General features: G+C 69.1%; 25 protein-coding genes, 3 tRNA genes and 3 pseudogenes. 15 read left to right on the forward strand and 16 right to left on the reverse strand.

The features are described 5' to 3' along the window. Positions 1 to 4: 4 nt before the first annotated feature. Positions 5 to 358, reverse strand: coding sequence for a hypothetical protein (locus tag ACFHWY_RS01840; protein WP_416578658.1), 354 nt, complete (start codon positions 356 to 358; stop codon positions 5 to 7). 95 nt (positions 359 to 453) lie between these two features. Here ACFHWY_RS01840 and ACFHWY_RS01845 point away from each other — a divergent pair, with 95 nt between their 5' ends. From ACFHWY_RS01845 to ACFHWY_RS01855, 3 genes are read left to right on the forward strand one after another with little or no spacing between them, the layout of a single operon-like run. Next, a complete protein-coding gene (locus ACFHWY_RS01845; protein ID WP_416578304.1) occupies positions 454 to 2226 on the forward strand; it encodes a replication initiator in 1773 nt (590 codons plus the stop codon). Then, positions 2223 to 2408: a helix-turn-helix transcriptional regulator gene (locus ACFHWY_RS01850; protein ID WP_030329852.1), complete on the forward strand. Its 186-nt coding sequence runs from the start codon at positions 2223 to 2225 to the stop codon at positions 2406 to 2408. Before ACFHWY_RS01845 ends, ACFHWY_RS01850 begins: the two co-directional genes overlap by 4 nt. Then, entirely contained in the window at positions 2405 to 3841 is a 1437-nt protein-coding gene (locus ACFHWY_RS01855) for a tyrosine-type recombinase/integrase (protein WP_416578305.1), read from the forward strand. Before ACFHWY_RS01850 ends, ACFHWY_RS01855 begins: the two co-directional genes overlap by 4 nt. Before the next feature lie 20 nt (positions 3842 to 3861). Here the strand turns inward: ACFHWY_RS01855 and ACFHWY_RS01860 are convergent, their stop codons facing one another. After that, positions 3862 to 4374, reverse strand: coding sequence for a hypothetical protein (locus ACFHWY_RS01860; protein WP_416578306.1), 513 nt, complete (start codon positions 4372 to 4374; stop codon positions 3862 to 3864). An 888-nt stretch (positions 4375 to 5262) separates the two neighbouring features. Between ACFHWY_RS01860 and ACFHWY_RS01865 the strand changes: the two genes are divergently transcribed. Beyond that, positions 5263 to 5760: a hypothetical protein gene (locus ACFHWY_RS01865; RefSeq protein WP_416578307.1), complete on the forward strand. Its 498-nt coding sequence runs from the start codon at positions 5263 to 5265 to the stop codon at positions 5758 to 5760. Here ACFHWY_RS01865 and ACFHWY_RS01870 read toward each other — a convergent pair. From ACFHWY_RS01870 to ACFHWY_RS01930, 13 genes and pseudogenes are all read right to left on the reverse strand, one after another. Then, a pseudogene (locus tag ACFHWY_RS01870) lies at positions 5741 to 6085 on the reverse strand (integrase); the annotation flags it as partial. The gene ACFHWY_RS01865 and the pseudogene ACFHWY_RS01870 sit on opposite strands and share 20 nt — an antisense overlap. A 92-nt stretch (positions 6086 to 6177) precedes the next feature. Next, entirely contained in the window at positions 6178 to 6345 is a 168-nt protein-coding gene (locus ACFHWY_RS01875) for a hypothetical protein (protein ID WP_416578308.1), read from the reverse strand. A gap of 380 nt (positions 6346 to 6725) precedes the next feature. Continuing rightward, positions 6726 to 8327 carry a YfjI family protein gene (locus ACFHWY_RS01880; protein ID WP_416578309.1) on the reverse strand — a complete coding sequence of 534 codons (1602 nt, stop codon included), beginning with the start codon at positions 8325 to 8327 and terminating at the stop codon, positions 6726 to 6728. Next, positions 8324 to 9094 carry a DUF6884 domain-containing protein gene (locus tag ACFHWY_RS01885; protein WP_416578310.1) on the reverse strand — a complete coding sequence of 257 codons (771 nt, stop codon included), beginning with the start codon at positions 9092 to 9094 and terminating at the stop codon, positions 8324 to 8326. Before ACFHWY_RS01885 ends, ACFHWY_RS01880 begins: the two co-directional genes overlap by 4 nt. Next, on the reverse strand, positions 9091 to 9999 hold the full coding sequence (locus ACFHWY_RS01890; RefSeq protein WP_416578311.1) for a bifunctional DNA primase/polymerase: 909 nt from the start codon (positions 9997 to 9999) through the stop codon (positions 9091 to 9093). The genes ACFHWY_RS01885 and ACFHWY_RS01890 overlap by 4 nt, the downstream gene beginning before the upstream one ends. A 15-nt stretch (positions 10000 to 10014) precedes the next feature. Further along, positions 10015 to 10311 (reverse strand): hypothetical protein, encoded by a 297-nt coding sequence (locus ACFHWY_RS01895; protein ID WP_416578659.1) that lies wholly within the window; start codon positions 10309 to 10311, stop codon positions 10015 to 10017. Beyond that, positions 10311 to 10601 (reverse strand): hypothetical protein, encoded by a 291-nt coding sequence (locus ACFHWY_RS01900; RefSeq protein ID WP_416578312.1) that lies wholly within the window; start codon positions 10599 to 10601, stop codon positions 10311 to 10313. The genes ACFHWY_RS01895 and ACFHWY_RS01900 overlap by 1 nt, the downstream gene beginning before the upstream one ends. Then, positions 10598 to 10846, reverse strand: a complete 249-nt coding sequence (locus ACFHWY_RS01905) for a hypothetical protein (RefSeq protein WP_416578313.1) — start codon at positions 10844 to 10846, stop codon at positions 10598 to 10600. Before ACFHWY_RS01905 ends, ACFHWY_RS01900 begins: the two co-directional genes overlap by 4 nt. 142 nt (positions 10847 to 10988) lie before the next feature. Further along, positions 10989 to 13195, reverse strand: a pseudogene (locus tag ACFHWY_RS01910) (cell division protein FtsK). Further along, entirely contained in the window at positions 13192 to 13521 is a 330-nt protein-coding gene (locus tag ACFHWY_RS01915; RefSeq protein ID WP_416578314.1) for a hypothetical protein, read from the reverse strand. Before ACFHWY_RS01915 ends, ACFHWY_RS01910 begins: the two are co-directional and overlap by 4 nt. A 91-nt stretch (positions 13522 to 13612) precedes the next feature. Next, positions 13613 to 14488, reverse strand: coding sequence for an ABC transporter permease (locus ACFHWY_RS01920; protein WP_416578315.1), 876 nt, complete (start codon positions 14486 to 14488; stop codon positions 13613 to 13615). Then, positions 14485 to 14859, reverse strand: a complete 375-nt coding sequence (locus ACFHWY_RS01925) for an RRQRL motif-containing zinc-binding protein (protein WP_416578316.1) — start codon at positions 14857 to 14859, stop codon at positions 14485 to 14487. The genes ACFHWY_RS01920 and ACFHWY_RS01925 overlap by 4 nt, the downstream gene beginning before the upstream one ends. After that, entirely contained in the window at positions 14859 to 15101 is a 243-nt protein-coding gene (locus ACFHWY_RS01930) for a DUF6284 family protein (protein ID WP_416578317.1), read from the reverse strand. Before ACFHWY_RS01930 ends, ACFHWY_RS01925 begins: the two co-directional genes overlap by 1 nt. A gap of 595 nt (positions 15102 to 15696) precedes the next feature. Here ACFHWY_RS01930 and ACFHWY_RS01935 point away from each other — a divergent pair. Both ACFHWY_RS01935 and ACFHWY_RS01940 read left to right on the forward strand, forming a co-directional pair. Continuing rightward, positions 15697 to 16563: pseudogene (locus ACFHWY_RS01935) on the forward strand (GntR family transcriptional regulator). Next, positions 16560 to 17267, forward strand: coding sequence for an HAD family hydrolase (locus tag ACFHWY_RS01940; RefSeq protein WP_416578318.1), 708 nt, complete (start codon positions 16560 to 16562; stop codon positions 17265 to 17267). The pseudogene ACFHWY_RS01935 and the gene ACFHWY_RS01940 overlap by 4 nt, the downstream one beginning before the upstream one ends. A gap of 7 nt (positions 17268 to 17274) precedes the next feature. Here the strand turns inward: ACFHWY_RS01940 and ACFHWY_RS01945 are convergent, their stop codons facing one another. Continuing rightward, the gene (locus tag ACFHWY_RS01945; RefSeq protein ID WP_416578319.1) at positions 17275 to 17934 is read right to left on the reverse strand and encodes a DUF4145 domain-containing protein; all 660 of its coding nucleotides are present in this window, start codon (positions 17932 to 17934) and stop codon (positions 17275 to 17277) included. Between the two features lie 415 nt (positions 17935 to 18349). On the opposite strand from ACFHWY_RS01945, the gene ACFHWY_RS01950 reads away from it, so the two are divergent. The 9 genes from ACFHWY_RS01950 (at position 18350) to ACFHWY_RS01990 (ending at position 23210) form a co-directional block, all read left to right on the forward strand. Then, positions 18350 to 18568 (forward strand): hypothetical protein, encoded by a 219-nt coding sequence (locus ACFHWY_RS01950; RefSeq protein ID WP_416578320.1) that lies wholly within the window; start codon positions 18350 to 18352, stop codon positions 18566 to 18568. A 212-nt stretch (positions 18569 to 18780) separates the two neighbouring features. Beyond that, on the forward strand, positions 18781 to 18927 hold the full coding sequence (locus tag ACFHWY_RS01955; protein WP_416578321.1) for a hypothetical protein: 147 nt from the start codon (positions 18781 to 18783) through the stop codon (positions 18925 to 18927). Between the two features lie 62 nt (positions 18928 to 18989). Next, a complete protein-coding gene (locus tag ACFHWY_RS01960) occupies positions 18990 to 21518 on the forward strand; it encodes a putative bifunctional diguanylate cyclase/phosphodiesterase (protein ID WP_416578322.1) in 2529 nt (842 codons plus the stop codon). Between the two features lie 92 nt (positions 21519 to 21610). Further along, positions 21611 to 21683, forward strand: a tRNA-Thr gene (locus tag ACFHWY_RS01965). 25 nt (positions 21684 to 21708) lie between these two features. Further along, a tRNA-Met gene (locus tag ACFHWY_RS01970) sits at positions 21709 to 21781 on the forward strand. Between the two features lie 132 nt (positions 21782 to 21913). After that, complete coding sequence (gene rpmG / locus ACFHWY_RS01975; RefSeq protein ID WP_007073056.1) at positions 21914 to 22081, forward strand: 50S ribosomal protein L33; 168 nt, start codon at positions 21914 to 21916, stop codon at positions 22079 to 22081. Positions 22082 to 22173: 92 nt separating this feature from the next. After that, the gene (locus ACFHWY_RS01980) at positions 22174 to 22620 is read left to right on the forward strand and encodes an FAS1-like dehydratase domain-containing protein (protein ID WP_416578323.1); all 447 of its coding nucleotides are present in this window, start codon (positions 22174 to 22176) and stop codon (positions 22618 to 22620) included. Between the two features lies 1 nt (position 22621). After that, positions 22622 to 23011, forward strand: coding sequence for a MaoC/PaaZ C-terminal domain-containing protein (locus ACFHWY_RS01985; protein WP_416578324.1), 390 nt, complete (start codon positions 22622 to 22624; stop codon positions 23009 to 23011). 126 nt (positions 23012 to 23137) lie between these two features. Further along, positions 23138 to 23210: transfer RNA gene (locus ACFHWY_RS01990), tRNA-Trp, on the forward strand. Positions 23211 to 23267: the final 57 nt, after the last annotated feature.

The following is a 23267-nucleotide window of genomic DNA, read 5'->3' on the forward strand; positions in this document are numbered from 1 at the left end:
CCGGCTACCGGAACTCGTGCACAACCTCGATCGGCCCGACAAGGTGGGCGTTGAACTCGTCCAACTCTTCAGCTGGCACCCACAGCTCCAGGATGGAGTCACCACCGGCCTGCCGTACGGGGTAGCGACTGACGAACTCCGTCTGAACGTGGAAGCGGGTCACGTACCCCACGCCGGAGGCGGGCACGTTCCAGTCTCGGGCGATCATGACCGCGTAGTCCTCGTACAAGACCGGGTAGAAAATCGGCTGGTCCGGCAGTCGCGGAGGCCATTTCCGCCATCCCGACTTGCGAACGAGATCCAGTTCCTTCGGCCCGGTCGGACGCCACAGCACCGTCGTTCCGCCACCGCTGCTCATCTCGACCTCGCCGCTCGGGTTCATGGTGAGCCCGGACAGTACCGGCGGACCAACAACCGCCACCACCGCATTCCGCTCCTGCCAGGGGTGGACCGATGAACGCGCCGACCCTGCCCGGCCTCGAACCCACCGCTCCGACCCCGGCTGCTATTCCTCGGCCGGGGTCGCGGGCGGCCCGCATGGCGCTACCCCGCTCCGTCGACATCCTCAAGGAGATCGCCGCCGAGTACGGCGTCTGCGTCCGCCCCCTGGCGATGCGCCGCACCGACCTCGACACCGGCCTGACCGAGGTCATCGACCTCCCCTGTGGGGCGACTCGTGAGGATAAGTGCGGGCCGTGCGCGAAGAAGAACCGCCGGCTGCGACAGGCCCAGATCCGGGAGGGCTGGCACCGCGACGACGAACCCCTACCCGGCCCCGAACCCGCGACCGAGGCGCAGAAGTCACTGATCCTGTTCCGCGCCCACCTGGAGTTCTCCCGCGACGAAGCAATCCGCGCCGCCCAGTGGGACCAGGTCACCGACATCGACGAAGCCATCGGCGAAGTTGAGGAAGCCATCGCCGCTGAGGGCCTGCGCGGGCGCGTCGGACCACCGCACGTCACCGAGGACTCCGACGAAGAGCCCGGCGGCCGGCGCAAGCGCTCCACCAAGCGGCGCCAGGACGCACCCGACCTACCTCGGCGCAAGGTCGAGCGACGCACCGTAGGCAAGACCTACACCGCCCCCGACGGCTCGACCTTCCGACCGTCGATGTGGCTCACACTCACCCTCGACTCCTACGGCCCGGTCCGCCCCGACGGCACCCCGGTCAACCCCGACCGGTACGACTACCGCCGCGCCGCCTGGGACGCCGCCCACTTCCCCCGACTCCTCGACCGGTTCTGGCAGAACCTCCGCCGCTGCGAAGGCTGGAACGTCCAGTACGCCGGCTGCGTCGAGCCCCAACGCCGACTCGCCCCACACGCCCACTTCGCCATCCGAGGCACCATCCCCCGCGACATCCTGCGCACCGTCGCGGCGGCGACCTACCACCAGGTGTGGTGGCCCTCGGTCGACGTCCAGCGGTACACCCTCGACCGCCTCCCGGTCTGGGACGAGCAGGCGGCGGCGTGGGCCGACCCGGACACCGGCCAGCCGTTGAGCACCTGGGCCGAAGCCCTCGACGCCATCGACGAGGACCCGGACGCCGAACCGGTGCACGTCGTGCGCTTCGGGACCCAGGTCGACGCCCGTGGCGTCATGCCCGGCACCAACGACGCCGAACGGACCATCCGGTACGTCACGAAATACATCACCAAGAACACCGGCGACTGCCACAAAGCGACCACCGACCGGCAACGCAAGCACCTCGACCGGCTCTGGCAGCAACTCCGGATCACCCCGTGCACCGACCGGTGCGCCAACTGGCTGCTCTACGGCATCCAGCCCAAGAAGGCGAACGCCAAGCTCAAGCCCGGCCGTTGCAAGGGCAAGGTTCACCAACGCGACACCCTCGGCATCGGCGGCCGACGCATCCTCATTTCCCGCGACTGGTCCGGCAAGACCCTCGCCGACCACAAGCACGACGTACGGGCCTGGGTCCGGGCACTGCTCGGCACCACCACCGACAGCGCCACAGCCAGCGACACCGGGCAGCTCATCGACGACCAGGGCGCCACCACCGAACGGGCCCGACACGCCTGGGAACTCGCCCGACCCGACGACCCCGACGTGGGCCCGATGTCCCACCGGCTCATGCGCTCGATCAGCGAGCGTGCCCGCTGGCGAACCGAACTACTCGCCGCCAAGGACCGAGCCGCGCAGGAGCATTCAGACCTTTCGGCAACTCAGCACAGCGCACAGCACGACGGGGAGGGAACGCAGTGAACGAGGAGTTGTTGACAGTGCCGGAAGTGCTCGCCGAACTGCGCGTACCGCGCTCGACCTGGTTCTACTGGCGACAGACCGGCAAGGGACCACGGGTGATCAAGCTCCCGAACGGGCAGCTGCGGGTCCGCCGGTCGGCGCTCGGTCGGTGGCTCGGTGACCTGGAGCAGGACGCCGCGTGAAGAGCTACGAGGTCCAGATCTGGGAGATCGGCAAGCGCGCTGACCGGAAGGCTCGACCCTGGCGGGTCCGCTGGGCGGTGAGCAACCAGCGTTTCGAGGAGATGTTCCGTACCAAGGCGTTGGCGCACTCGTTCCGCGCCGAGCTGGTCCAGGCCGCCAACGCGGGGGAGCCCTTCGACCCGGCCACCGGCCGCCCGGTCTCCGAGGCCAGAACCAAGAACCCCACCACCTGGTACGCGCACGGCCGCGCGTACGTCGAGATGAAGTGGCCCCGGGCGGCTGCCAAGACCCGGCGCTCGATCGTCGAAGCGCTGACCTCGATCACGGTGACCCTGACCCGGCCGACAAAGCGGGGCCGACCGACTGACGCCCTGCTCCGTGAGGCCCTGTACCTCTACGGCCTCAACGCGCGCCGCTGGTCCGAGGAGATCCCGGCCGAGCATGCGGCGGCGCTCGCCTGGCTGGAAACCGCGTCCCTTCCGGTCGTCGAGCTGGACTCACCCGCGATGGTCCGCCGCGTCCTCGACAGCCTTTGCGTACGCCTCGACGGCAAGCCCGCGGCCGCCTCCACCGTCCAGCGGAAGCGAGCGACCTTCTACAACGTGCTCGGGTACGCCGTCGAGCTGGAGCTGATCGCCTCCAACCCGGTCGACCGGGTCCAGTGGACCGCCCCCGAGGTCGCCCAGTCCATCGACCGCCGCGTGGTGGCGAACCCGGCCCAGGTCGCCACGCTGCTGGAGGCGGTGAAATCTCTCGGCAAACGCGCCGACAAGGTCACGGCGTTCTTCGGCTGCCTCTACTACGCGGGGATGCGTCCCTCGGAAGCCGCAGACCTGCGGCGAGAGGATTGTGACCTTGCCGGCCGGTGCGCCGACTGCGGCGCCGACTTCGACGACCTGGCCGCGGTCAAGCCTTCCCGGTCCTGCGACCACGAGAAGATCGAATATCGCTGGGGCCGCCTGGTGCTCGCCGGCACCTCGCCGCGCGCCGGGTCGCACTGGACCGATGACGGCGGCTCGCACGAGCGGCGGGGACTCAAGCACCGGGGGAGGGCTGAGACTCGTACGGTCCCGATCCCGCCCCGGCTCGTCGAGCTGCTGTGCGCGCACGTCGAGAATCACGGGGTTGGCCCGGACGGTCGGTTCTTCCGGGGCCTGCACGGTGGGCCGCTGTCGGAGTCGGTCTACGACCGGTGGTGGAAGCTCGCACGCGAGAAGGCGCTGACCGAATCGCACGTTGCCTCGCCGCTCGTCCGCCGGCCCTACGACCTGCGGCACGCGGCGGCCTCGCTCTGGCTGAATGCCGGCGTGCCGCCCACCGAGGTCGCCCGGCGCCTGGGCCACGGCGTCGCCGTCCTGCTCCGTGTCTACGCCAACTGCATCGACGGCGGCGACGATACCATGAACGACAAGATCGGCGACGCCCTCGGATGAGCACTCGTGCTTTGGTCCTTCTAGGCAGTCGTTGGGTGGCCGAGAAGGCGCCGAGCTTCACCGACGACGTCCGCGTCGATATCCCTGGTTGCGGTGCTGGTGTGCGGTTGCCAATCGTGGATGGCGGCTACGAGGTCGTAGGCGTTGTCCAATGCGATCAGCTCGGCTGCCAGGGGAGTGCCGTCGTAGGAGATGAATCGGTATGCCCAAGAGGTGAGATCACGAGGCGCGATGGTCTGTGCAAGCAGTCGCCGGGCCATGATTCGGAGGGCTTCCTCCTTGCTCTCTCGGCTTCCCTCACCGTAGTAAGTCAGAGAGAGTTCCGACAGCGCGCCTTCGAGCCAACCCCGCAGCTCGTCATTCTCCTCGCCCTTCACCGGCGAGATGCCGGCGAGGATCCGGAGAGTCGGGCTGTCTATGCCCGCGATGAGGCACTCGCAGGCGGCTTCGATCACCTGGGCCGCGGTGCCGGAACCAACGCTCCAGAAGACAGCGGCGTCCTGGAGGCGAGCGATAGCATCCTGACCGAGCATCGCTACATGATCCGGCAGCGCGCCCCCGCTGTCGCTGGCTTATCCGCGGCTCGTCTGCCGGCCGTACGGCCTGCGGCATGCGGCGGCCTCGCTCTGGCTGAATGCCGGCGTCCCGCCGGCCGAGGTTTCCCGGAGCCTGGGCTACGGCGTCGCCGTCCTGCTCCGCGTCTACGCCAACTGCATCGACGGCGGCGACGACACCATGAACGACAAGATCGGCGAGGCGCTCGTGTGATGTTGCAGCTCAGTGCCATTATCGTGCCCGTGGCAATGAGTCGTGAGCGTCGGCGGAGGGTTGTGAGTGCCTTCGTCACGGCAGGCGCGACCTGGACAGCGGCATCTGCCGGCTTCGCGGAGGCCCCGTCGCGATTCCAACTGATCATGTCAGGCGTCGCTGCTGCCCTAGCCGCCAGCGCGGCGGCCTTCAGCCCGGACGCGTCGGCGCGGTCGGCCGACTCAAAAAAACAGCGATCTTGCTATGAAACCTTTCGGCTGCGACTGCTCGGCTTGGCCCGGGTCCTGGCGCAAGCAGCGGCCTCCAAAAACCGTCGAAGCTTAAGTCTGGAAGGTTAGACCGCCTGCGTGGGCGTGGGCAGATGGTGGGCAGTCAGGCGTGACGGGGCGTTCGGCGGAGTCAAAACCGCAGCTGAGGCGACCTGGGTGCACCAAGATCACTGACGCCCTGTAAATCCGTCGCGAAAGCTACAGAGGTTCGAATCCTCTACCCGCCACCAGGTGCACAAAGAGGCCCCTGACCAGCGAGAACGCCGGTCAGGGGCCTTTTCGTGAGTCTCACTCGGTCTCGCTGCAGCCCGCTCGATCTCGCTGGCTGTGTCACATACGTGTCACCGGATGATCTTGCTTGCCGCGCCTGGGCATGATGGGCGGATGGCATGGGAGTGGTTAGCACCCACAGGTACGGCGTTCGGTGCTGTCGTGGGGGCGGTGGCGGTTGCCGCTAGCGGTCATTTCACCTCACGCGCTGGCCTGAGAGCTCAAGAGGTTCAGCTAGAGATCTTCAAGCTTCAGAACACGGCGGAGGACCGCCGAGCGGCCACAGCCGCAAAACGGGCCCTTTACGCGAATCTCATTTCCGAGATTGAGATGCTATTTATGGCGGCCGAGGACATGCGTGCCGCGTCCGAGATGTCGGTAGACAGAAGGCGAGAGCGACATGCTGCGGTCACGGAGCGAGTTCAGCGCCTGATCAAGATCGAGGGGGAGGTCGCGGTCTTGGGCGGCGTGGAGTTGTACAAGAAGATGATCGAGACGGTCACGGTCATTGTCAACTACGCCAACGGGGGCGATAGGAACCGGGACGCCTCGCGTGAGCGGTCCGAACTGATCACCGCGCTTCATGACGACATCATGTCCGACGAGAATTAGATAGGGCGGCCTCGATGCGTTGCCTTGCTGCATCTTCCTGGCCATAGACACATCTTGCGTACACCCGCATAAGCACGTGCACGCTGTGTCCGGCCCACTCGGCGACCTGGGTAGCCGGCACCCCCGCGTTAAGCCAGAGCGACACGGCGGCGTGCCGTAGGTCGTACGGTCGCCGGGCCAGCGGGGAGCGCTGCTGAGCCGGGGTGAGCACCTTTACCCGCGCGTCGCGCCATGCCTTCCCGTAGGTGTTGTTCGGGATCGGTTGTCCGGCGGTGGGCACGTACCGCCCGCCGGGGCCGCGCCGGGTGACGAACAGCCTGCCGTTCCAGCGGAAGAAGGTCGACCGGGGTACGCGCAGTTCGTCCAGGACTTCGGCGAGGGTGAGCAGGTTCCCGGTCGGGGGGCGGCGGGTGGTGGTCATGGGCGGGTGTCCTCCCTCGCGGTGGCGTCGATGTAGATGCGCTGGAACATCGGGGATCGGCGGTCGGGGTAGGGCCGGGAGACGTGGCGGATGTGCAGCATTTGGGCGATGGCGGCGAGTACTGCGGCTGTTTCAGCGGGTGTGCCGTGCAGCCTGATTCGCACGCTGAGGGCCTTTCGGTCGGTTGCGGTTACCTTGTGTAGGTACAGGGGAGGTATCGCCGCAGAATGGCGTAGAACGGCCCGCCGAGAGCGCCGTGGAGGCAAGATCTCGGGTGTCCCGGTGTAGGGTGTAGGGCGTGGCATTCTCAGGCGCTCTCAGCGGGCCGTTTTCCGGCCACCGGCGAGCCGGTCGGATGCCGGTGCCGCCCGACGACGGGCCGGGAAGCGTTGACACGTTGACAATCCGCCGACATGCGGCCGTTTCCGCAGGCGAAGACGGGTGCGTGGGTGTCAACGGGTGTCGTTGACAGGCGTTGACACCCGTTGACACCGGGCGAGCCGACGGCGGACTGTCAACGCCTGTCAGCGGCTGTCAGCGGCTGTCAGCGCGACCCGTTGACACCGTCGCGTGTGTCCTGAACTGCGGAAACGTTGCTGTCGAGGTCGGGTGTCAGCGTGTCAACGCTTCCGGGCTCCTGCCCGGCGGTGGCGCGTGGGTGCAGTTCGTAGCGTCCGTCCGGCCCGGTGCGGACCCATCCGAGCGCGGCCAGCTCGGCGAGCACCGCCGACACGTCATCGGACTTCGGTAGCCGGCGGGCCACGCGGCGGTGTAGCTCCCGGCGGGTGAACGTGGTCATGCCCTTGCCGGTGAGCACGCCGAGCACGTACCGGGCGTTCTCCACCGCGCTATCCGTGCCGATCGCGGTCAGCGCGGCCCGGTAGTGCGCGGCGAAGAACTCGGCGAGCCGTACGGCGTCGCCCATGCGGTCGGCGTCGATCGGCCGCAGCCACGCATCGGTCGGATGATGCGCGACGTGCAGCAGCCCGGCCAGCCGCAGCGTTGCGCCGGTGAGCTTGTTGCCCCACTCGCGCATCTCGTACAGGCTGCCGCCGGGCCGTAGCTCGGCTTCGACCTGCTCGGCGGCGGCCCGCCGCACCCGGCCGGCATCGTCGGTGAGGGTGACCACGTCCGGGTCGGGCCACTCGGCGAACGTCGCGGCCAGGTCGTGCACCCGGTGCCGGTAGCCGGCGGTCACCTGCTCCGGCACCGGCGGCGTGTCCACCGGCCGATATCCGGCCAGCGATCGGGGTAGGGCGAACAGGAATCGGGCCGGTAGGCCACGCCCGGCCAGGTCGGCGTTTCCGCCGAACTTGCGCAGCACGGTCGGTTGCGCCATCACGCACACCGTGAGCGCCGGTTTGTCGACGGATGCGCCTTCGCGGGTCTGCCGTTCGTTGCTCATCGGCTGACCCGCGTGACCCTTCAAATACGGGTCGAGGTTCGGCGCACCGGAGTACCGGCCGGCGAGGGTGTCGAAGATCCCGCCCTCATCGCTGATGATCGCCATCCGGCCACCGTTCGCGGCCATCAACCCGATCAACGCTTCCGGGGTGGCGTCGTCCACGATCAGTTTCGGCAGCGTCGGCACCGTGATGGCCTCGGCGGCGATGGCAGCGGCGACGGCCTCGGCCGCTGCTTCGTCGCGCTTGTGCGGGTCGCTGGCCTTCGCCGCAGCCGTCTTCGCCTGCTCGGCCTGCCTGTCAGCGATGTCCCGCAACGCGGCGGCCTCGGCGATCCGAGGCCGTGCGGCCTCAGCCAACGTGGACTGTGCGGCGAACAGGGGTGCGGTCATCGCCCGGTGAACCGGGGATTTCCGTTCGCCGGGGCCGGCGATGACGGCGGCGAAGATGTTCACCGGCTCGCGCCACCCGGGCACGGGTTCGACGTCCAGCCGGCCACCCGCGCACGCGGACAGGACGGCCATGGCGAGGGTGCCGGCCATCGCCGGGTCGGTGGCGGTGAACCGGGCGACCCCGGTCACCATGTCGCCCAACCAGCGGGGAAACACCTCCACCGGGAACGGCGGCGGCGCGGTGGTGGGGCCAGTCAAGGGCACTGGAACATCCCACAGCGGCCCGCCCGGCGGCTGCTCGGCGGTGGCGTGCGGGTGGTCGGTGACGAGGTGGAGACGGGCGACGCTCATGCGGCACGTCCTTCCGGTGGTGCGGTGGGGCGTCGGTGGGTGACAACCGGGGTTGTCGTCGTGCGCGCCAGCTCGGCGAGCCGGGCCATCTGGTCGGGCATCCCGCGTGTGCCGTCCAACGGCCGAACGGCATGCGGCCAAACCGCTGTCACCGGGTCGGCGTAATCGCGGCCGGCGAGCACGGTCACTCGGCCTGCCGTGTCGATGCCGAGACGTCGGGCTTGCGCGCGCAACGTCGGCACCGTGACGGCACCGGGCGTGTTCATGCGCTGCTCGTACGGTTCGATCACGGTGTCCGGGGTGAGCAGGCCGTGGCGGGCGGACAGGATGAACAGCCGTCCACCGAGGCGGTCGGCGGCGCGGCGGCACGCGCGGTGGTAGCTGCCGGTGTACATGCGCCCGGCGGGTGCGGGACGGTCGACTTTCGTCGAGCCGCAGGGCACGATCACCACCGCGTCATCACGGCCCACCACGGTGCGGCGCATGCGGGTGTTCACCGGGTCGGCGTACGCCTTCGCGGCGGCCTGCCTGGTGACGTTCAGGACGCGGCCGAGGTCGGCGAACGACCATCCGTCGATGAGCACCAGGTCCACCGCAAGCCACTCCCGCGCCTCACGGCACGCCACCTCCAACGCCGCCAGCGCGGCGAGTGCATCGGACGGTGTGCGGGCGGTCGCCAGCGCGGCGGCAAGCTCGCTGACGTGACCGGTTGCCGCGTCGAGCTGCGGCGCGCGGTGACAACCGGGGTTGTCGTCAGGCGGGGTCATGCGGCGACCGTCCGAGGTCGGCGGGCACCGGCGGTCAGGCCGGATCGGACGGTGCGGTACGCCTCGGCGGTGCGCAGCCCGGCTGTCACGCCTGCCTGTTCCAGCAGGTGTTGGGCGTCATCCTCGGTCAGAGCGCCACCGGCCACGAGTTGCCCGAGCGCGACGGCGGCCACGTACAGACTGCGGTTTCGCTCACCCGGCGCGGCGGCGGTCACCCGGTCGACTTCCCGGGCGATGGCGGCCCGCACGTACGCACCGGCCCGCCCGCTACCGAGGTCGATCACCACGGGCCGCTGCGGCGGCAACGGTGCTGGGGCGAGCAGGTCGGCGAGCCACCCGGGCAGCGGCGCGGGATCAACGTCGAGCGCCACCGTGTAGGGCCGTGCGGCGACGGTCGAACCGGCGGCAACGACGTAGCCACCGGCGGCGCGAGTGTCGACCATCGGTCCGAGCGTCCCGGCCGTGTTCCGCAGCACCGGGCCACCTGCCGGGTGGCGGTAGTAGAGGTGAGTGCCGCCTCGGCCGGTCGTGATGGTGTAGGTCGGGTCGATGGTCGCCCGGTGGGCGTCGGCCAGCTCGGCGAGCACCGCCAGGCCGTCCCGATGGCTCACCTCGGCGGGCTGTTTCGGGGTGTCGAGGTCGACCACCACGAGCCGAGACGGCCCGCACGCGATTCCGATGCCGTACGGCCGGGCCGACCATGCGCGGCGGATGCGGTCCGGGTCGGTAGTGGCCCGGTCCTCCCACCCGACATGCCGGCCAGCAGCGCGGCATCGCGGGTCATGGCCGGTGCACTGCTCGGCAGCATGGCCGGGGAAGGCGGGTCGCTTGTCGTCGGGGCGTAGCGGGAAGACGTGCCATCCGCGTTCAGCGTGGCCGAGCGCAGCGGTGAGCAGGTCAAACATGCGGATCTCTCCTGATCAGGCGGTCTTACGGCGGGCGGTATCCAGGTCGAGCAGCGCCGCACCCGAGGTGGCCGGCGTGCGGCCGGAAGGGTGGGCGGCGGTGGCGACGGACAGCCGCAGGTAGAGGCGGCACCGACCGGCATCAGCGCCAGTCAGCGGTCGGCGGGTGCCGCGTTGGGCGATCCGGTGCCCGGCGGCAGTGAGCGCGGCCGTGGCGGCGGCCAGCTCGGCCGGCGTGCCAGTCAGCCAGATCTCCAACCCGGACAGCCGGGCATCGCGCGGGGAAGCGCCATCGCGGCGCGGCCCGGCCATCACGCGGCCCGCCTCGGCCGTGGCCGGGCGGCGATCGCGGCGCGGGTGACGGCGTGCCGCAGGTCGCCGAGTAGGCCGACCAACTGACGGCGGGCCACCAGCTCGGCCGGGGCGAGCGCCACCCTGACGCGTACCTCGGCGTGGTCGCGGCCGGCGGCGGTCCGCACGCGGACCAGCACGGCGCGAGCGTGGCCGGCGTCGACCACGATTTCGTCGGAGCGGTGTTCGCCGAGGTTGCAGCGGTGGCCACCGGCGCACCAGCCCGTGTGGCCCGCATTGCGGCGGCTCATCGGTGCGCCTCGCTGCGCAGCCGGCGCATGGCGTTGTAGACGCGGCGTCCGGTGCGCAGCCTCATGCCCCGGTCGCAGCGGCGGCAGGCACGGGGGCGACGCAGGAATCGGGTCGTGGTCTGCCCGGTGCCCGCGCACCGCTGGCAGGTCTTGAACGGCGCGACCCAGCACAGAACGCCGTAACCGAGCGTGATCAGTGCGGGGATGGTGGCGAGGGTGATAGCGGCGATGGTCAGGGGGTCCATGACAGCCTCCTGGGCCGGTTTTCGGGCGTGAAGGGCTGTGAGCTGCTATCCGCTAGATGGCAGCTCATGATTCGGTTTTGGTGCTAGCGGGGGTGCTAGCGCTAGCAGCACGGGCCGCTAGCGCTAGCACCCTCCGGGGTGGTCAGTCAGCCGACCGCTTGCGGTCACGCTCCGCGATCGCGGCGAGTAGGTCGGTGTGCTTGATGCCGCGCCGGGTGACCGACTTGCCATCGATGCGCCGACCCACATCGCCGACCTTGATCGACGGATGGGGTTTGAGCGCGGTGGTGAGCTGCGCGGCTTCCCACCCGCCGTACACGTCGGGTCGCAGCTCGGCGAGCAGGCCGCACAGCGTGTCGTTCCATGCCGACTTCTCATCCCCCGGCCACACTTGCGCGAGGTCGCCGAGGACGTCGGCGATCGGGGCGACCTGTCGGGTCTGCTCGTCCGGCACGGGCAGCGTCCCGGCCGACTGCCGCAGCGCGACGGCACGGGTGACCACCTGGGCGGCGGTGGCGGTGTTGACGTAGTACGACTTCACCGCCGACGCCTTCGGCCCGAAGCCGCGCAGGATGCCCCACCCTGCTTCATCGACCGGCACGAACACCGTGGCGCGCAAGCCCTGCTTGTAGGCCGAGGTGCCGAGGATCATGTCGTTCGCGGTCTGGTCCGCCACGGACAGGCAGAACCGGGAGTTGACGTTGCGGCTGATGCCGGTCGGCAAGCTGTCCTTGTCCGGGATCTGCGTACCGATCGCGATCATCACGCCGAGCGCCCGGCCGAGCTTGATGACCTTCTCCAACTTCTCCCCGGCGTCCTTGCCGTACTTGCTGGTCATCAGCTCTTGCAGCTCATCGAACCAGGCGACGAGGGGGTGAAGACCGGACCCTTGAGCGACGCCAGTTCCGGGGTGACCTTGTTCTCCGGTGCCTTGCCCAACCTCGCGTAGTGCTCGATGCGCTTGGAGCGGTGGCGGCACTCCTCGTACAGCCAGTCGATGAACGCGGCGCACCGGGCGAGGGTGTCGTCATCGAAGCCGTTGCCGTACTCGCTCATGACCGGCTCCAACACGGCGAAGTCCCCCACGCCCTTCAACTCGTAACCCCGGATCTCCGCACGCGGATCGAGTGACGCGGCGAGCAGCAACAGCCGCAGCGCGAACGTCTTGCCCGATCCGGGCTGGCCACCGAACAGCCAGTTGCGGAACATCATTTCCGCGCTGATGGTGTCCAGCCGGGGGGTGGTGGCGAACGGGAACGCCTTGAACAGGTCGACCTTCGCCCCGGTCGACAGCAGCGGCCAGGGCGGTGGGGTCATCTGCGACGCCGGCTCGTACCCGACCCACAACGCGAGGCGTCCGGTGTGACCGGGTGCCGTCTCGGGCCACACCTGATCCAGCGGAAGCCGCATCGCCGAGGCCAGCTTGCCCCGCCGGGCGACCACCTCGGACGCCTCCACCCCATAGGGCAGATCCACGACGGCAAGGTGGCCGGGGCCGTCCCGGTGGATGTCCACCGGGAAGCTGATCGCCTTCGCGTCCTTGGCCACCGCGGAATTGATGGCCGGCAGTTGCAGCGACGTCAACGCCCGGCGCACCAGCTCGGCGGTGAGCTTGCGATACCGCGTGCCCTCAGAAACCCGGTCAGTCAGCGGCTTGTCCGCCGGACGGCCGAGCGTCGCCAGCAGCGGCAGCACCGCAGCCAGGGCGACCCACCGCCACCAGGACGGGCCGAGCGCCAGCACGATCGCACCGGCCACCATCGCCCCGGCAGACCCGGCGAGCACCCACCACCGCCACACGGTCTGACGCTGCCGACGCGCGTCCAGCTTCATCCACGTGTCCGCGTCACCCCGCGACGCGGCGGCCTGCCGCAGATGCCAGTTCCCTTCCTCGGCGCTGGCCCAGTGCAACGCCCGACCGACGCCCCGGAACAGCCCCAACGGGGCGTAGACGGCGGTCTTCGCCGCGTACTTCGGCAACCGCACCGTGTGGTACGCGGCCACGTAACCGGCGTCCTTGCTCTGATGCCGCACAGCGGCCCGCAAGCCACGCCACGAACGCGCCCAATCAGCCAGGATCGGCCGCCGCTGCCGCTGCCGGGCCAGCACATCGCGGGGAATGTCCTCGGCGACGTCAACCGGCCCGCCATCGCGGTCCGGATCATCGGCGACGCTCTCCGCATCCTCATCGTCGTCCGGGTCGCTTCCGCCACCGCCGGGCGGGACGGAAGCCTGCCGACGGGCGCGAGCGTCGTCCAGGTCGACCACCTCGGCATCCGGCCCGGTGGTCAGGTCGGCTTCGGCGGCCTGCCAGTCGAAACGGTCGGGGTCGGGGGTCGGGGTGGTCATCGGGGCTCCTTTCCGCAGCGGTTGACGGCGATGGGGGCGCACAGGCGGCCGTAGGCGTCGATCTGCCACGCCGTCGTGCGGGTGAGGCCACGCGAGGCCAGAGCAACGGCCACGGCGTCGAACTCGCGTTCGTCGGGCCGGTCGTAGCCCTCCATGCGCAGCGGCAGGTCCACCCATTCGGTGCCCTGGCTGTACTGGATGAGCAGCGTGTAACCGCCGCTCGCAGCGGCGGTGATCGTGGCTCGCAGCGGCGTGCCGATCAGAAACGGGCGGCGGGGTCGCCAGCGGGCTACGGCGTTCCGCAGCGCTCGCCGAGGTGACAACATCAGGTTCTCTCCCAAGGTCCGTGAGGGTTGAAGGGGTGAGACCGGCAGCGCAGCGAGGTTCCTAGGCCGTGAGCTGCGCTGCCGGGCGGGGCTAGTCGTGCGAGCGAACGAGGTGCGCCAGTGCGGCGCCCATGCCGAGCACCGCCACCGGCAGGCACGCCACGGCGGTGGTGATCCACCACGGGGCCGACTCGACACCGGCGGCGACCAGCAGGTGATAGGCGACCTGGCCGAGCGCGCCGACCAGCAGCGACGCGATGGCCGACCACTTCGCAAACCGCCGTGCCCGCTCGGGCACTCGGCCGGACAGCCACACGTACAGGGCGTACGCGCCGTACGTCTCCACGCCGATCGGCAGGGTGATCGCGGTGTTGATGGCGAACCCGTCCGCGATACCGGGCAGCGGGTGCACCACCCCGAACCCGGTCAGTCCACCGAGCCCGACCCACCCGGACCAGATCGCCACGAACGCGGGAAGCGCCAGCAGGATTACCGGCCACACCACCGCCGGACGGTCCGGCTTGCCGGTAGCGGGCGGGGTGGGCGTGTCCGGGTGACCGACCGGCGTGGCCTCGGCGACCGGCGCGGCCGGTGGGATCTTCACCGGCTCGGCGGGCGGCGGCGCGTGCTCGGGCACGACCGGCGTCGGTGCCGGGTCCGGGCCGATCGGCTCGGCGTAATCCAACCGGGGCGCGGCCGGGGCGTCGGTGTCGGTCTGCGGTGCCAGCAGCGCACCCCGGACGGCCATCGCGGTCCGCAGGGTGTCGGTACGGGTCCGGTCGGCGTGCTCGGCCCGCAACCGGGCCAACAGCTCATCGGCCTTCGGCGCGCCGATGCGGAACTCCCGCATCAGCCGGTTGCGGGACGGAAACTCCTGCCCGTCCGGCAGTGCCAGCGCGCGAGCGGCCGGCAGCAGTGCCTCTACCGGCTGCGGATACTTCGTGCCGTTGAGTGTGGGGGCGGTCATGCTGCTTCCTCCATCGGGTAGGCGCAGTCGACGCACTCGCCGAGCGAGCGCGGGATGCAGTACGGGCGCACCGTGCCGCAGGTCGGGCAGGTACGGCGCGCGGTCAACGCCGCGCGGATCGCGCGCAGCTGCGCGGGGGTGGCGGCGCGCTTCGGCCGAGCCAAATCGAGGCGGTACAGGTAGGCGGTGCGGGTGCCCCCGATGCCGCGCCAGAGGATCTGCGCGGCGATCGGCTGGCCACCGGGGCACAGGCCGGCGGCGCGCAGTTGACGGCGGGTGGCGTAGCCCGGCGGTGCGCCGCGCCACCAGAACGTCGGAATGCCGTACCGCGTCCCGTCGGGGTCGTAGTAGGCGGCGCGGATGCGGGACATCAGGCCGCACGCTGCGGGTCGGTGCTGCGGGCGGCCAGGTCGGCGGCGGCGCGGGTCACGCGGGCCTCGGCCCGGCGCAGCCGACGCCAGTCCAGGGCGGTCGGTCCGCCGTGGTCCTCGGCGTAGAGCATGGTGATCTGCGCGTCGAGCACGTCGAGTTCGGCGGCGATCAGCGGCCACTCGGTGTCGATCGCGGCCAGGTCAGCGGCGGTCGGCTCGGCGGCGGTGAGGTGAGTGATCACTTCGATCGGTTCCTTCCAGAACGGCGAGAGCGGGCCACCGGCCGGCAGGGGCGGCAGTGACGCTCATCGGGTGCCAGCGGGGCGAGCCCGCCGCAGCGGTGGCAGGTGCGCCAAACGGCGCTGTTCTTGGTGGTCACTCGAACGGCAGCGAAGACGCTCACGGTCATGACGGCTCACCTCCACAAGCGGGGATCAAGACGGGAAAGCCCGGGGTGAGGCCGCGCCAGAGACGCGACACCCACCCCGGGGCAGGTGCAGATGCGAAGAGGCAGAAGACGTTCCGCGCGCCAAGACCTAGCCAGCTCGGCCCGCTCGCTCGGGATCTACCGAGGTCGGCCACCGTGTGACTCAAGGCGGGAATACCGCAAGCCAGATCAAACGCGGCGCTTCTGCTCTGAAGTTCTCAATGAACGACCACACGGCAGCCCGTTCGCGAACGCCGCAGCCAAAGCCGCAACGCCGACGCAGCAACCAACCGGCTTGCCGTTCCTGGCTAGCCAGGTGCGACGAGATGGACGTAGGCCGGCTTGGCTAGTCAGGTCAAGAGGCTGCGACGAACTTTCCCAACTTGGCTAGTCAGCGCTAGGGTGATCCCGTGAGCGAGAACCTTGACTTCCTCGGCCAGCTAGACCCCGACGACCCAAAACAGGCGTCACAGCAGATCGCGAACAAGCTGCGAGCGGCCATCCTCACGCGCCGACTCGCCCCCGGTGACAAGCTGCCATCGCAGCCCGAGCTAGCCACCCGCTACGGCGTGGCACGAGAGACGGTCAAGCGAGCCCTAGACCTGCTCCGGGCAGAGCGACTGATCGTGTCCCGGTAGGGCAGCGGGGCATACGTCCGAGCGCAGACACAGCGGGCCGTCGAGCTACGGCCGCACATCGAAGCAGCTTTCGAGCGACCTCACGTCAGCATCGACTTCGCCGGATTCTCCGGCGAGACGCTGCGCGACGCACTCGCCGAAACACTCGACAAGGTGCGCGTCGGCCGACTCGCACCGGAGACGATCGCCGTGCGAGTCCTGATCTCCGACATGACCGCACCGATGGCACTGCCGGCACGGGCCGAGACACAGGCCGACGATCCGGCGGTACGCGAACGCGCCGAGCGAATCACCCGCCGAGCAGCAGACGGCATCATCGATCAGGTCACCGAACTAGGCGACCTCGGCCTGATCCGATCGACCACCGTTGAGGTACGGCTGCACCGGGCGTCCCCGCTGTTCAAGCTCTACATCCTGAACAGCGAAGAAGTCTTCTACGGCTTCTATCCCGTCACGGAGCGCACCGTATCGATCAAGGGTGAGCCGATGGCCATCTATGACCTGATGGGCAAGGACGTGCCGCTGTTCCACTACGCCGTAACCGACGACGACACCTCGCACGGCACACAGTTCGTGGAAGCGTCCCGCCAATGGTTCGACTCAGTGTGGTCGACCATCGCCTACCGGTACGACGCATGAACACCGACCTCAGCCGACTGCTCGGTGACGTCGACGCACTGCTACTCGACTTCGATGGCCCGGTGTGCAGCATCTTCGCCGGTTACCCCGCACCGCAAGTTGCGGCCGAGCTTGTCGACGTGCTCCGGCGGCACGGCGTCGACGTGTCGCCGGAACTCGCCAGCGAACCGGACCCGCTCGAAGTACTACGCCGCACGGGAACGGCCGGCGACCACGGCGTCACGCGGGCAGTAGAGGACGCGCTCTGCGAGGCCGAGCGCCGAGCCGTCGAGTCCGCCGCGCCGACGCCGTACGGGCGAGAGGTCATCGTGGCGGCTCGACAGGCCGGGATGCCGGTGGCGGCGGTCAGCAACAACTCAGCCGGCGCGGTGACGGCCTACCTTGCGGCGCATCGGCTCGCCGAGCACGTCTCGCCGGTGATCGGCCGGGCATACGCCGAGCCGGGCCGCATGAAGCCGAACCCGGAACCGATCCTGCAAGCCGTGCGCTCCCTCGGCGAGCTACCGGCCCGGTGCGTACTGATCGGTGACTCGCTCTCCGACATTGAGGGGGCGCGGGCCGCTGGAGTGCGTGTCCTTGGGTACGCAAACCGGCTACCCAAGGTTGACGTCTTCCGAGCGGCCGGAGCGGACGCGGTAATTACCAGCATGGGGGAGGTCGCCAGCGCCCTGATTAGCCAATCGCGAGGTGAGGGCGGCTTGTAGCCGACATTCACCTCGGCGGTCGGACAGGGCGGGACCGGAGCATGCGAGCTGGAAACTCGTAGAGCGCCTCAACCAGGTGCCTCACGAGTTGGCCCGCAAGCTCCGCTTGCTCCTGAGACACTGGAGGCCAGTCTTCCTGGTGCGTCCCGGCATCTCCGATCACCTTGATTGTGTCCGTGTGTTCTCCGAGCGCAATCAGGAGCGGGTTGCCCTCGTATAGCCGCTTGAGCTTGCCGGTGAGGGTGCGCTCTGACTTGACGTCCTCTCCGCCCTTGTCGTTAGCGATGACAGCTAGGGCAGACCGGAAGCGTCCCGCAGCTGCATTCGGCGCTTGGACGGCCAGGCAGCGAAGGCCCTCCGCGTACGCGTCGCGTGCTTTATCGGGCAGGCCGGCGTCAGGGTCGATGCGTTCCGCTGCGTTAGGTGTCGGCCACCAAAAGATCGGCTGCTCAAGGTTGTAGATGGTCCTGCTAGCGACAGAATCCATGGTTCCGCGCTCGATGACCACCGTCCCATCCAGGCATACCTCGCAAGTCGCGACCAACACCCAAGTGTCGGGGTCGACGACGATCTTGCTGGATCTTCTGAAGGCTGCCGCGACAGTGCCGCATCGTGGGCAGTTCGCTCGCGCCTGGTCGCTCTGCGGTGGCCCTATGAAGGAAGTCATGACCTGCCTCGCTCCCGTGGTACCCAGCGGGAAAGCATGCCACGGCGGTACGACAGCCAGCCGCACATTTCTGGCCAGCGTTTGGTTGGCGTGGGTCACATGCGTGTCACCCAACCTCTGTGGATCAGTGTTCGTGCTGGTCACCGGCTTGGGTTTGGCGCTCTGTAAATCCGTCGCGAAAGCTACAGAGGTTCGAATCCTCTACCCGCCACCAGGCAAAGGAGGCCTCCGGGCTGCGGAAACGCAGGCGGAGGCCTTTTGTCATTGGGTGGCCTGACGGAGGGCGGCGGCTGCGAGCGCGGTCGCCGCCCGCGCTCCGGCTCTGGCTGGCGGCGCGGGGCTGTCGGTTGCCGGGTGGTGGTATGAGACATTTACGGGGGTGGCTGGGTAGCGCAGCACGCCTACCTTGGCAGGCGTGCTGGAGACCCTGCCGCTACTGCTCGCGTCGTGGGGCGTCGGGCTTGCGGCGCTCTGCCTGGTGATCCGGCTTGCGTGCGCCACGCGATCGAGGACGCTGGCAGGCGCCGCAGTGGCGGGCGGTAGTCGAGGGGTGGCGGTTTGCCGGCGGTGGGGTGGCGTCCAGAGTGCTCGGTTGGAGCTGGCGGATGTCCGCAAGATCCGCTTCACCACCTAAGGAGGCTAATGAGTGGTTGGCCTCTTCTTCCTTGCTGGCGGCCGGCCTACCGGCTCTGAGCTGCCCAGATGTCATGCCGATTGGTACGCGGGTGCGAGGCGTGACGACAACTGGACCATCAACGGCTCGGTGAACTTTCCAGCGACCGACCGGCTGTGGCACCATCGGAGAGCCTTCAACACGTACCCCCATCACCCCATCAGGAGCACATAATGTCTGCTCAACGCTTGGGCCGGCTGCTCGGCTCCCTCACTCTGGTCCTTGGCCTGGTTGTCGCGGCAAGTATCGCTACTGAGGGCGAGTTCATGACGACCGGGGTCGACTGGCAGATGCCTGCGCTGAACTCTGTGGTGCGCTGACCGGCGATCGTGCCGCTGTGACAGCCTCCGGCACTCGCTGAGCCGACGTCGCAAGGAGATCCATGACGTCTCGTCTGCGCTCTCCTCGTCGACAGACGGAACACGCCTGGTTCATCACCGGGCCACTGGCGTTCTGCGCGATCGTCGTCTCCCTGCTGCTCGGATTGACGGTCGATCCGGCGCTCGGCGACCTCCCGCTCACGGTGCTACTCACGGTGGCGATGACCGCCGCTGCGATGCCCACGATCAACATCGTGGTGCGCCGTCAGGCACTAGGCATACTTTTTACCGAAATTCCGCTGGTCGTCGCATTGCATCTGCTGCCGCCACTGTCGGTGGTGGTGGCATTTACGGTGGCCACACTCGTGGTTCAGATGCGGCGGCGGCTTCTGCCGGCGAAGTTCTGTTTCAACGTCGCGCTCGCCGCCGCCGCCACCTCGCTGGCCACCGTCGTCTATCACGTGCTGCCACAGCCGGCAGGCGTCGGGCCGGCCACCTGGGCCGTTCTGCTGGCCGCGATCGCCACGCACATCGTGGTCGGTCTCGCGGCCATGGCGGCCGTGTTCACGGTCGTGCAGGGCTGGCCGGCCGGCCAGGAGGTGATCCGCGCCGCGCCGTCGATGCTGCTCGCTGGCGCGGTGAACCTCTGCATCGGCCTGTTGGTCATCATCGCGCTGGAGAGCACCCCCTGGGCCATCCTGCTCTTCGCCGGGCTGGCCATTGCGTTTGCCCTGATCTACGGCTCCTACGCGCAGTTCCTCCGACAACACCGCACCCTCTCGGAGATGTACGAACTCACCAAGGCGATCAGCGAGAGCGGGTCGGACGGGAACCTCATCGACGTGTTGCTGGTCCGGATCCGGAGTCTGATGCAGGCGGAGTACGCCACGCTGTGGTTGCCCGCTCAGGGGCGTCACCCGGAGGTGCTGCTGACCGCCCAGGAGGGCAAACCGGGACTGCTGGACTCAACGCCCAATCTGACCGCGCTGCGCGATGCGGCGATGGCCCGACAGGAGACGGTGGCGGTGAGCCACCGTCTCGGCAGCGATCCGGAGTTCCGTGGGGTGCTGCGGCCGACGGCGGTCAAGGACGTGATCGTCGTGCCGCTGCGGTCTGGCAAGGCGGTCATCGGCACGCTCGAGGTCGCGAACCGGCTTGGTGACACAAACTTTTTCCGCGCCTCCGACATCACCATCTTCGAGACGGTCGCCGCGCACGCCGCGGTGGCGCTGGAGAACTCGCGCCTGGTCGACCGGCTGCGGCACGACGCTTACCACGACGGTCTCACGAAGCTGCCCAACCGCCGCCGGATCCTCGGCGCGCTGGCTGAGGCGGTCCGGATCCGGGCCCCGGGGGAGGTGGTCGCGCTGCTGCTCTTCGACGTCGACCGGCTGCGCCAGGTCAACGAGTCCCTCGGCCATGCCGCCGGGGACAAGGTCCTGGTCGAGGTCGCAGACCGGTTGCGCGGATGCGTGCCCTCGGCCGCGCTGGTCGGGCGGGCCGGCGGTGACGAGTTCCTCGTGACCCTGCGGTTGGAGAGCGCCGAGGCGGCGGTGGAGCTCGCCGGCCAGCTCCGGGAGCAGATCCGCGACGAGATGGTCTTCGACGCCCTGACGCTGGACGTGGACACCGCTGTCGGGGTGGTGGTCCATCCCGACCACGGCAGTGATCCGGCAACCCTGCTGCAACGGGTCGACGTGGCGGCGACGGCGGCCAAGGGGGTGCCGGGCAGTGTGCAGCTGTACACGCCGGTGTTCGAGTCGAGGGCGCTGCACCGTCTCGGCCTCGCCGGCGATCTGCGGAGCGCCCTCGACAACGGTGAGCTGGAGGTCTACTACCAGCCCAAGGTGACGTTGCGGGACCGCCGGTTGATCGGGGTGGAGTGCCTGGCGCGCTGGGAGCACCCGACGCACGGCACGGTCGCCCCGGAGGACTTCGTCGCGGTGGCCGAGCACACCGGCCAACTCGGTCGGCTCACCGAGTTCGTGCTGCGTGAAGGGCTGCGGCACAGCCGGAACTGGGCACACGGCGGCCAGTCGCTCGCCGTCTCCGTCAACCTCTGCGCGCGTACGCTGACCGACCAGCACTTCCCGGAGCAGGTGCGGGAGTTGCTGGACGAGTACGGCGTCCCGGCGCAGCTGCTGACCCTGGAGGTCCCGGAGGCCGGGGTGCTAGACGGCACCGAGCGGCCGATCCCGACTCTCCGGCGCCTGCGTGACCTGGGCGTACGGTTGTCCGTGGACGACTTTGGCACCGGTAGTTCGTCGTTGGCCCACCTGCGTCGCCTGCCGGTGCACGAGGTGAAGGTGGACCACTCCTTCGTGCAGGGCATGGCGACCGACCCGGGGGATCTGGCGATCGTCAACGCTGTGGTGAACTTGTCTCAGCAGTTCGGCCTGGCGGTGGTGGCCGAGGGGGTGGAGAGCGAGTTGACCTTGGAGCTGCTTCAGGACATCGGCTGCGAGATCGGCCAGGGTTTTCTGTTCAGCCGGCCGCTGCCGTACGAGCGGCTGGAGGCGTGGTTCGGTGCCCAGGTCGACCCGGAGTCGATCACTAGCAGCGAGCTGCCGCGCCTGCGTGTGGTGCCCTGAGCTGGGTGCAGGTCTGCACTGGGGATCCGATTTCACGGGCACATTGGGGCCGTGTACTCTTACCTCTGCGCGGCCACCGAGTGATCGTGCAGGCCCCCTTAGCTCAGTCGGCAGAGCGTCTCCATGGTAAGGAGAAGGTCTACGGTTCGATTCCGTAAGGGGGCTCAGAGGGTCCGGCTGGGCCCACCACGGCGGTGTAGCTCAGATGGCAGAGCAAGCGGCTCATAATCGCTGTGTCGCCGGTTCAAGTCCGGCCACCGCTACTCTAGTCCGCCCGGAGCACTCCGGCGGTCAGTGGGATGGGCGCCTCAGGCGCCCACTTTGCATGTCCGACCGGGCGGCGCATAGGATCTGGCGCTGTTCGTTTCATCCGTTAGCGAGGAAGGCACTCCGCCGTGGCGAAGGCTACCGATGTCCGGCCGAAGATCACTTTGGCGTGTGTGGAGTGCAAGGAGCGCAACTACATCACGCGCAAGAACCGCCGTAACGACCCGGACCGCATCGAGCTGAAGAAGTTCTGCCCCCGGGACGGTCGGCACACCGTTCACCGCGAGACGCGCTGACCCTGTAAGGGGCGAGTGGACCCGGCATTCCGATGTACCGCGATCGCCGGCCACGCGGACCGGCGATCGCGTCTTGCGTGTAGGTTCGCCGCATGTCCCTGGACCGCTCCTTCGTCGGCCGCAGCTACCCGCCGACCGCCCCCTACCAGGTGGGCCGCGAGAAGATCCGTGAGTTCGCGACGGCGATCGGTGCCACCGATCCCGCCCACCATGATCCGGAGGCCGCCCGCGGGTTGGGCCATCCGGATGTGGTCGCGCCGCCGACCTTTCCCGTGGTGCTCACCATGGCCGCCAGCCGTCAGCTGGTCGAAGATCCGGCACTCGGCCTCGACTACAGTCGGGTCGTCCACGGCGACCAGCGATTCGCGTACGTCCGACCGGTGGTGGCCGGCGACGAGCTGGTCTGCGTCAACGTCGTCGAGGACATCGCCGGCCGCGGCGGCCACGAGTTCCTGACCACCCGGACCGACGTCAGCACGACCGCTGGCGAGCCGGTGGTCACGGTCTGGTCCAAGCTCGTCGTACGTGGGGAGGCCTGAGATGGACCTACCCATCCAGACGTTCCGGATCACTCGGGCGGACCTGGTCCGCTACGCCGGTGCCTCGGGCGACTTCAACCCGATCCACTGGAGCGACCGGTCTGCCACCAACGTGGGCCTGCCCGGCGTGATCGCCCACGGCATGTTCACCATGGCGTTGGTCGGACGAGCCGTCACCACCTGGGCCGGGGCGCCCGACGCGGTGGTCGACTACAACGTCCGGTTCACCCGTCCGGTGGTGGTGCCGGACGACAGCGCCGGCACCGAGATCGTGGTCACAGCCGTGGTCCGTGAGGTCACCGAGGACGGCCTCAGGCTCGACATTACCGCGACCTGCCTCGGCGAGAAGGTGCTCTCGCAGGCCCGAGCCACCGTCCGGGCGACGGGCTGACCGGTACCACGCGGCGCGAGGGGTGGACCGGTTGGGAAAGTCGGGTCGGTACCCGTACACTGGTCCGCCGTGGGGTAAGTGACCCCTGCCTGGTCGTGTGACCTGGTGGGGCGAGCGTTGCCGCACAGGGGTGTAGCTCAATTGGCAGAGCAGCGGTCTCCAAAACCGCAGGCTGCAGGTTCAAGTCCTGTCACCCCTGCGCCTCAGGCCTGACCGTTCCGTGGGTCGCGCCACCTTTTGGTGGCGTCCGGCCCGT

This window comes from Micromonospora sp. LOL_024 (assembly GCF_048060415.1).
Classification (GTDB): domain Bacteria; phylum Actinomycetota; class Actinomycetes; order Mycobacteriales; family Micromonosporaceae; genus Micromonospora.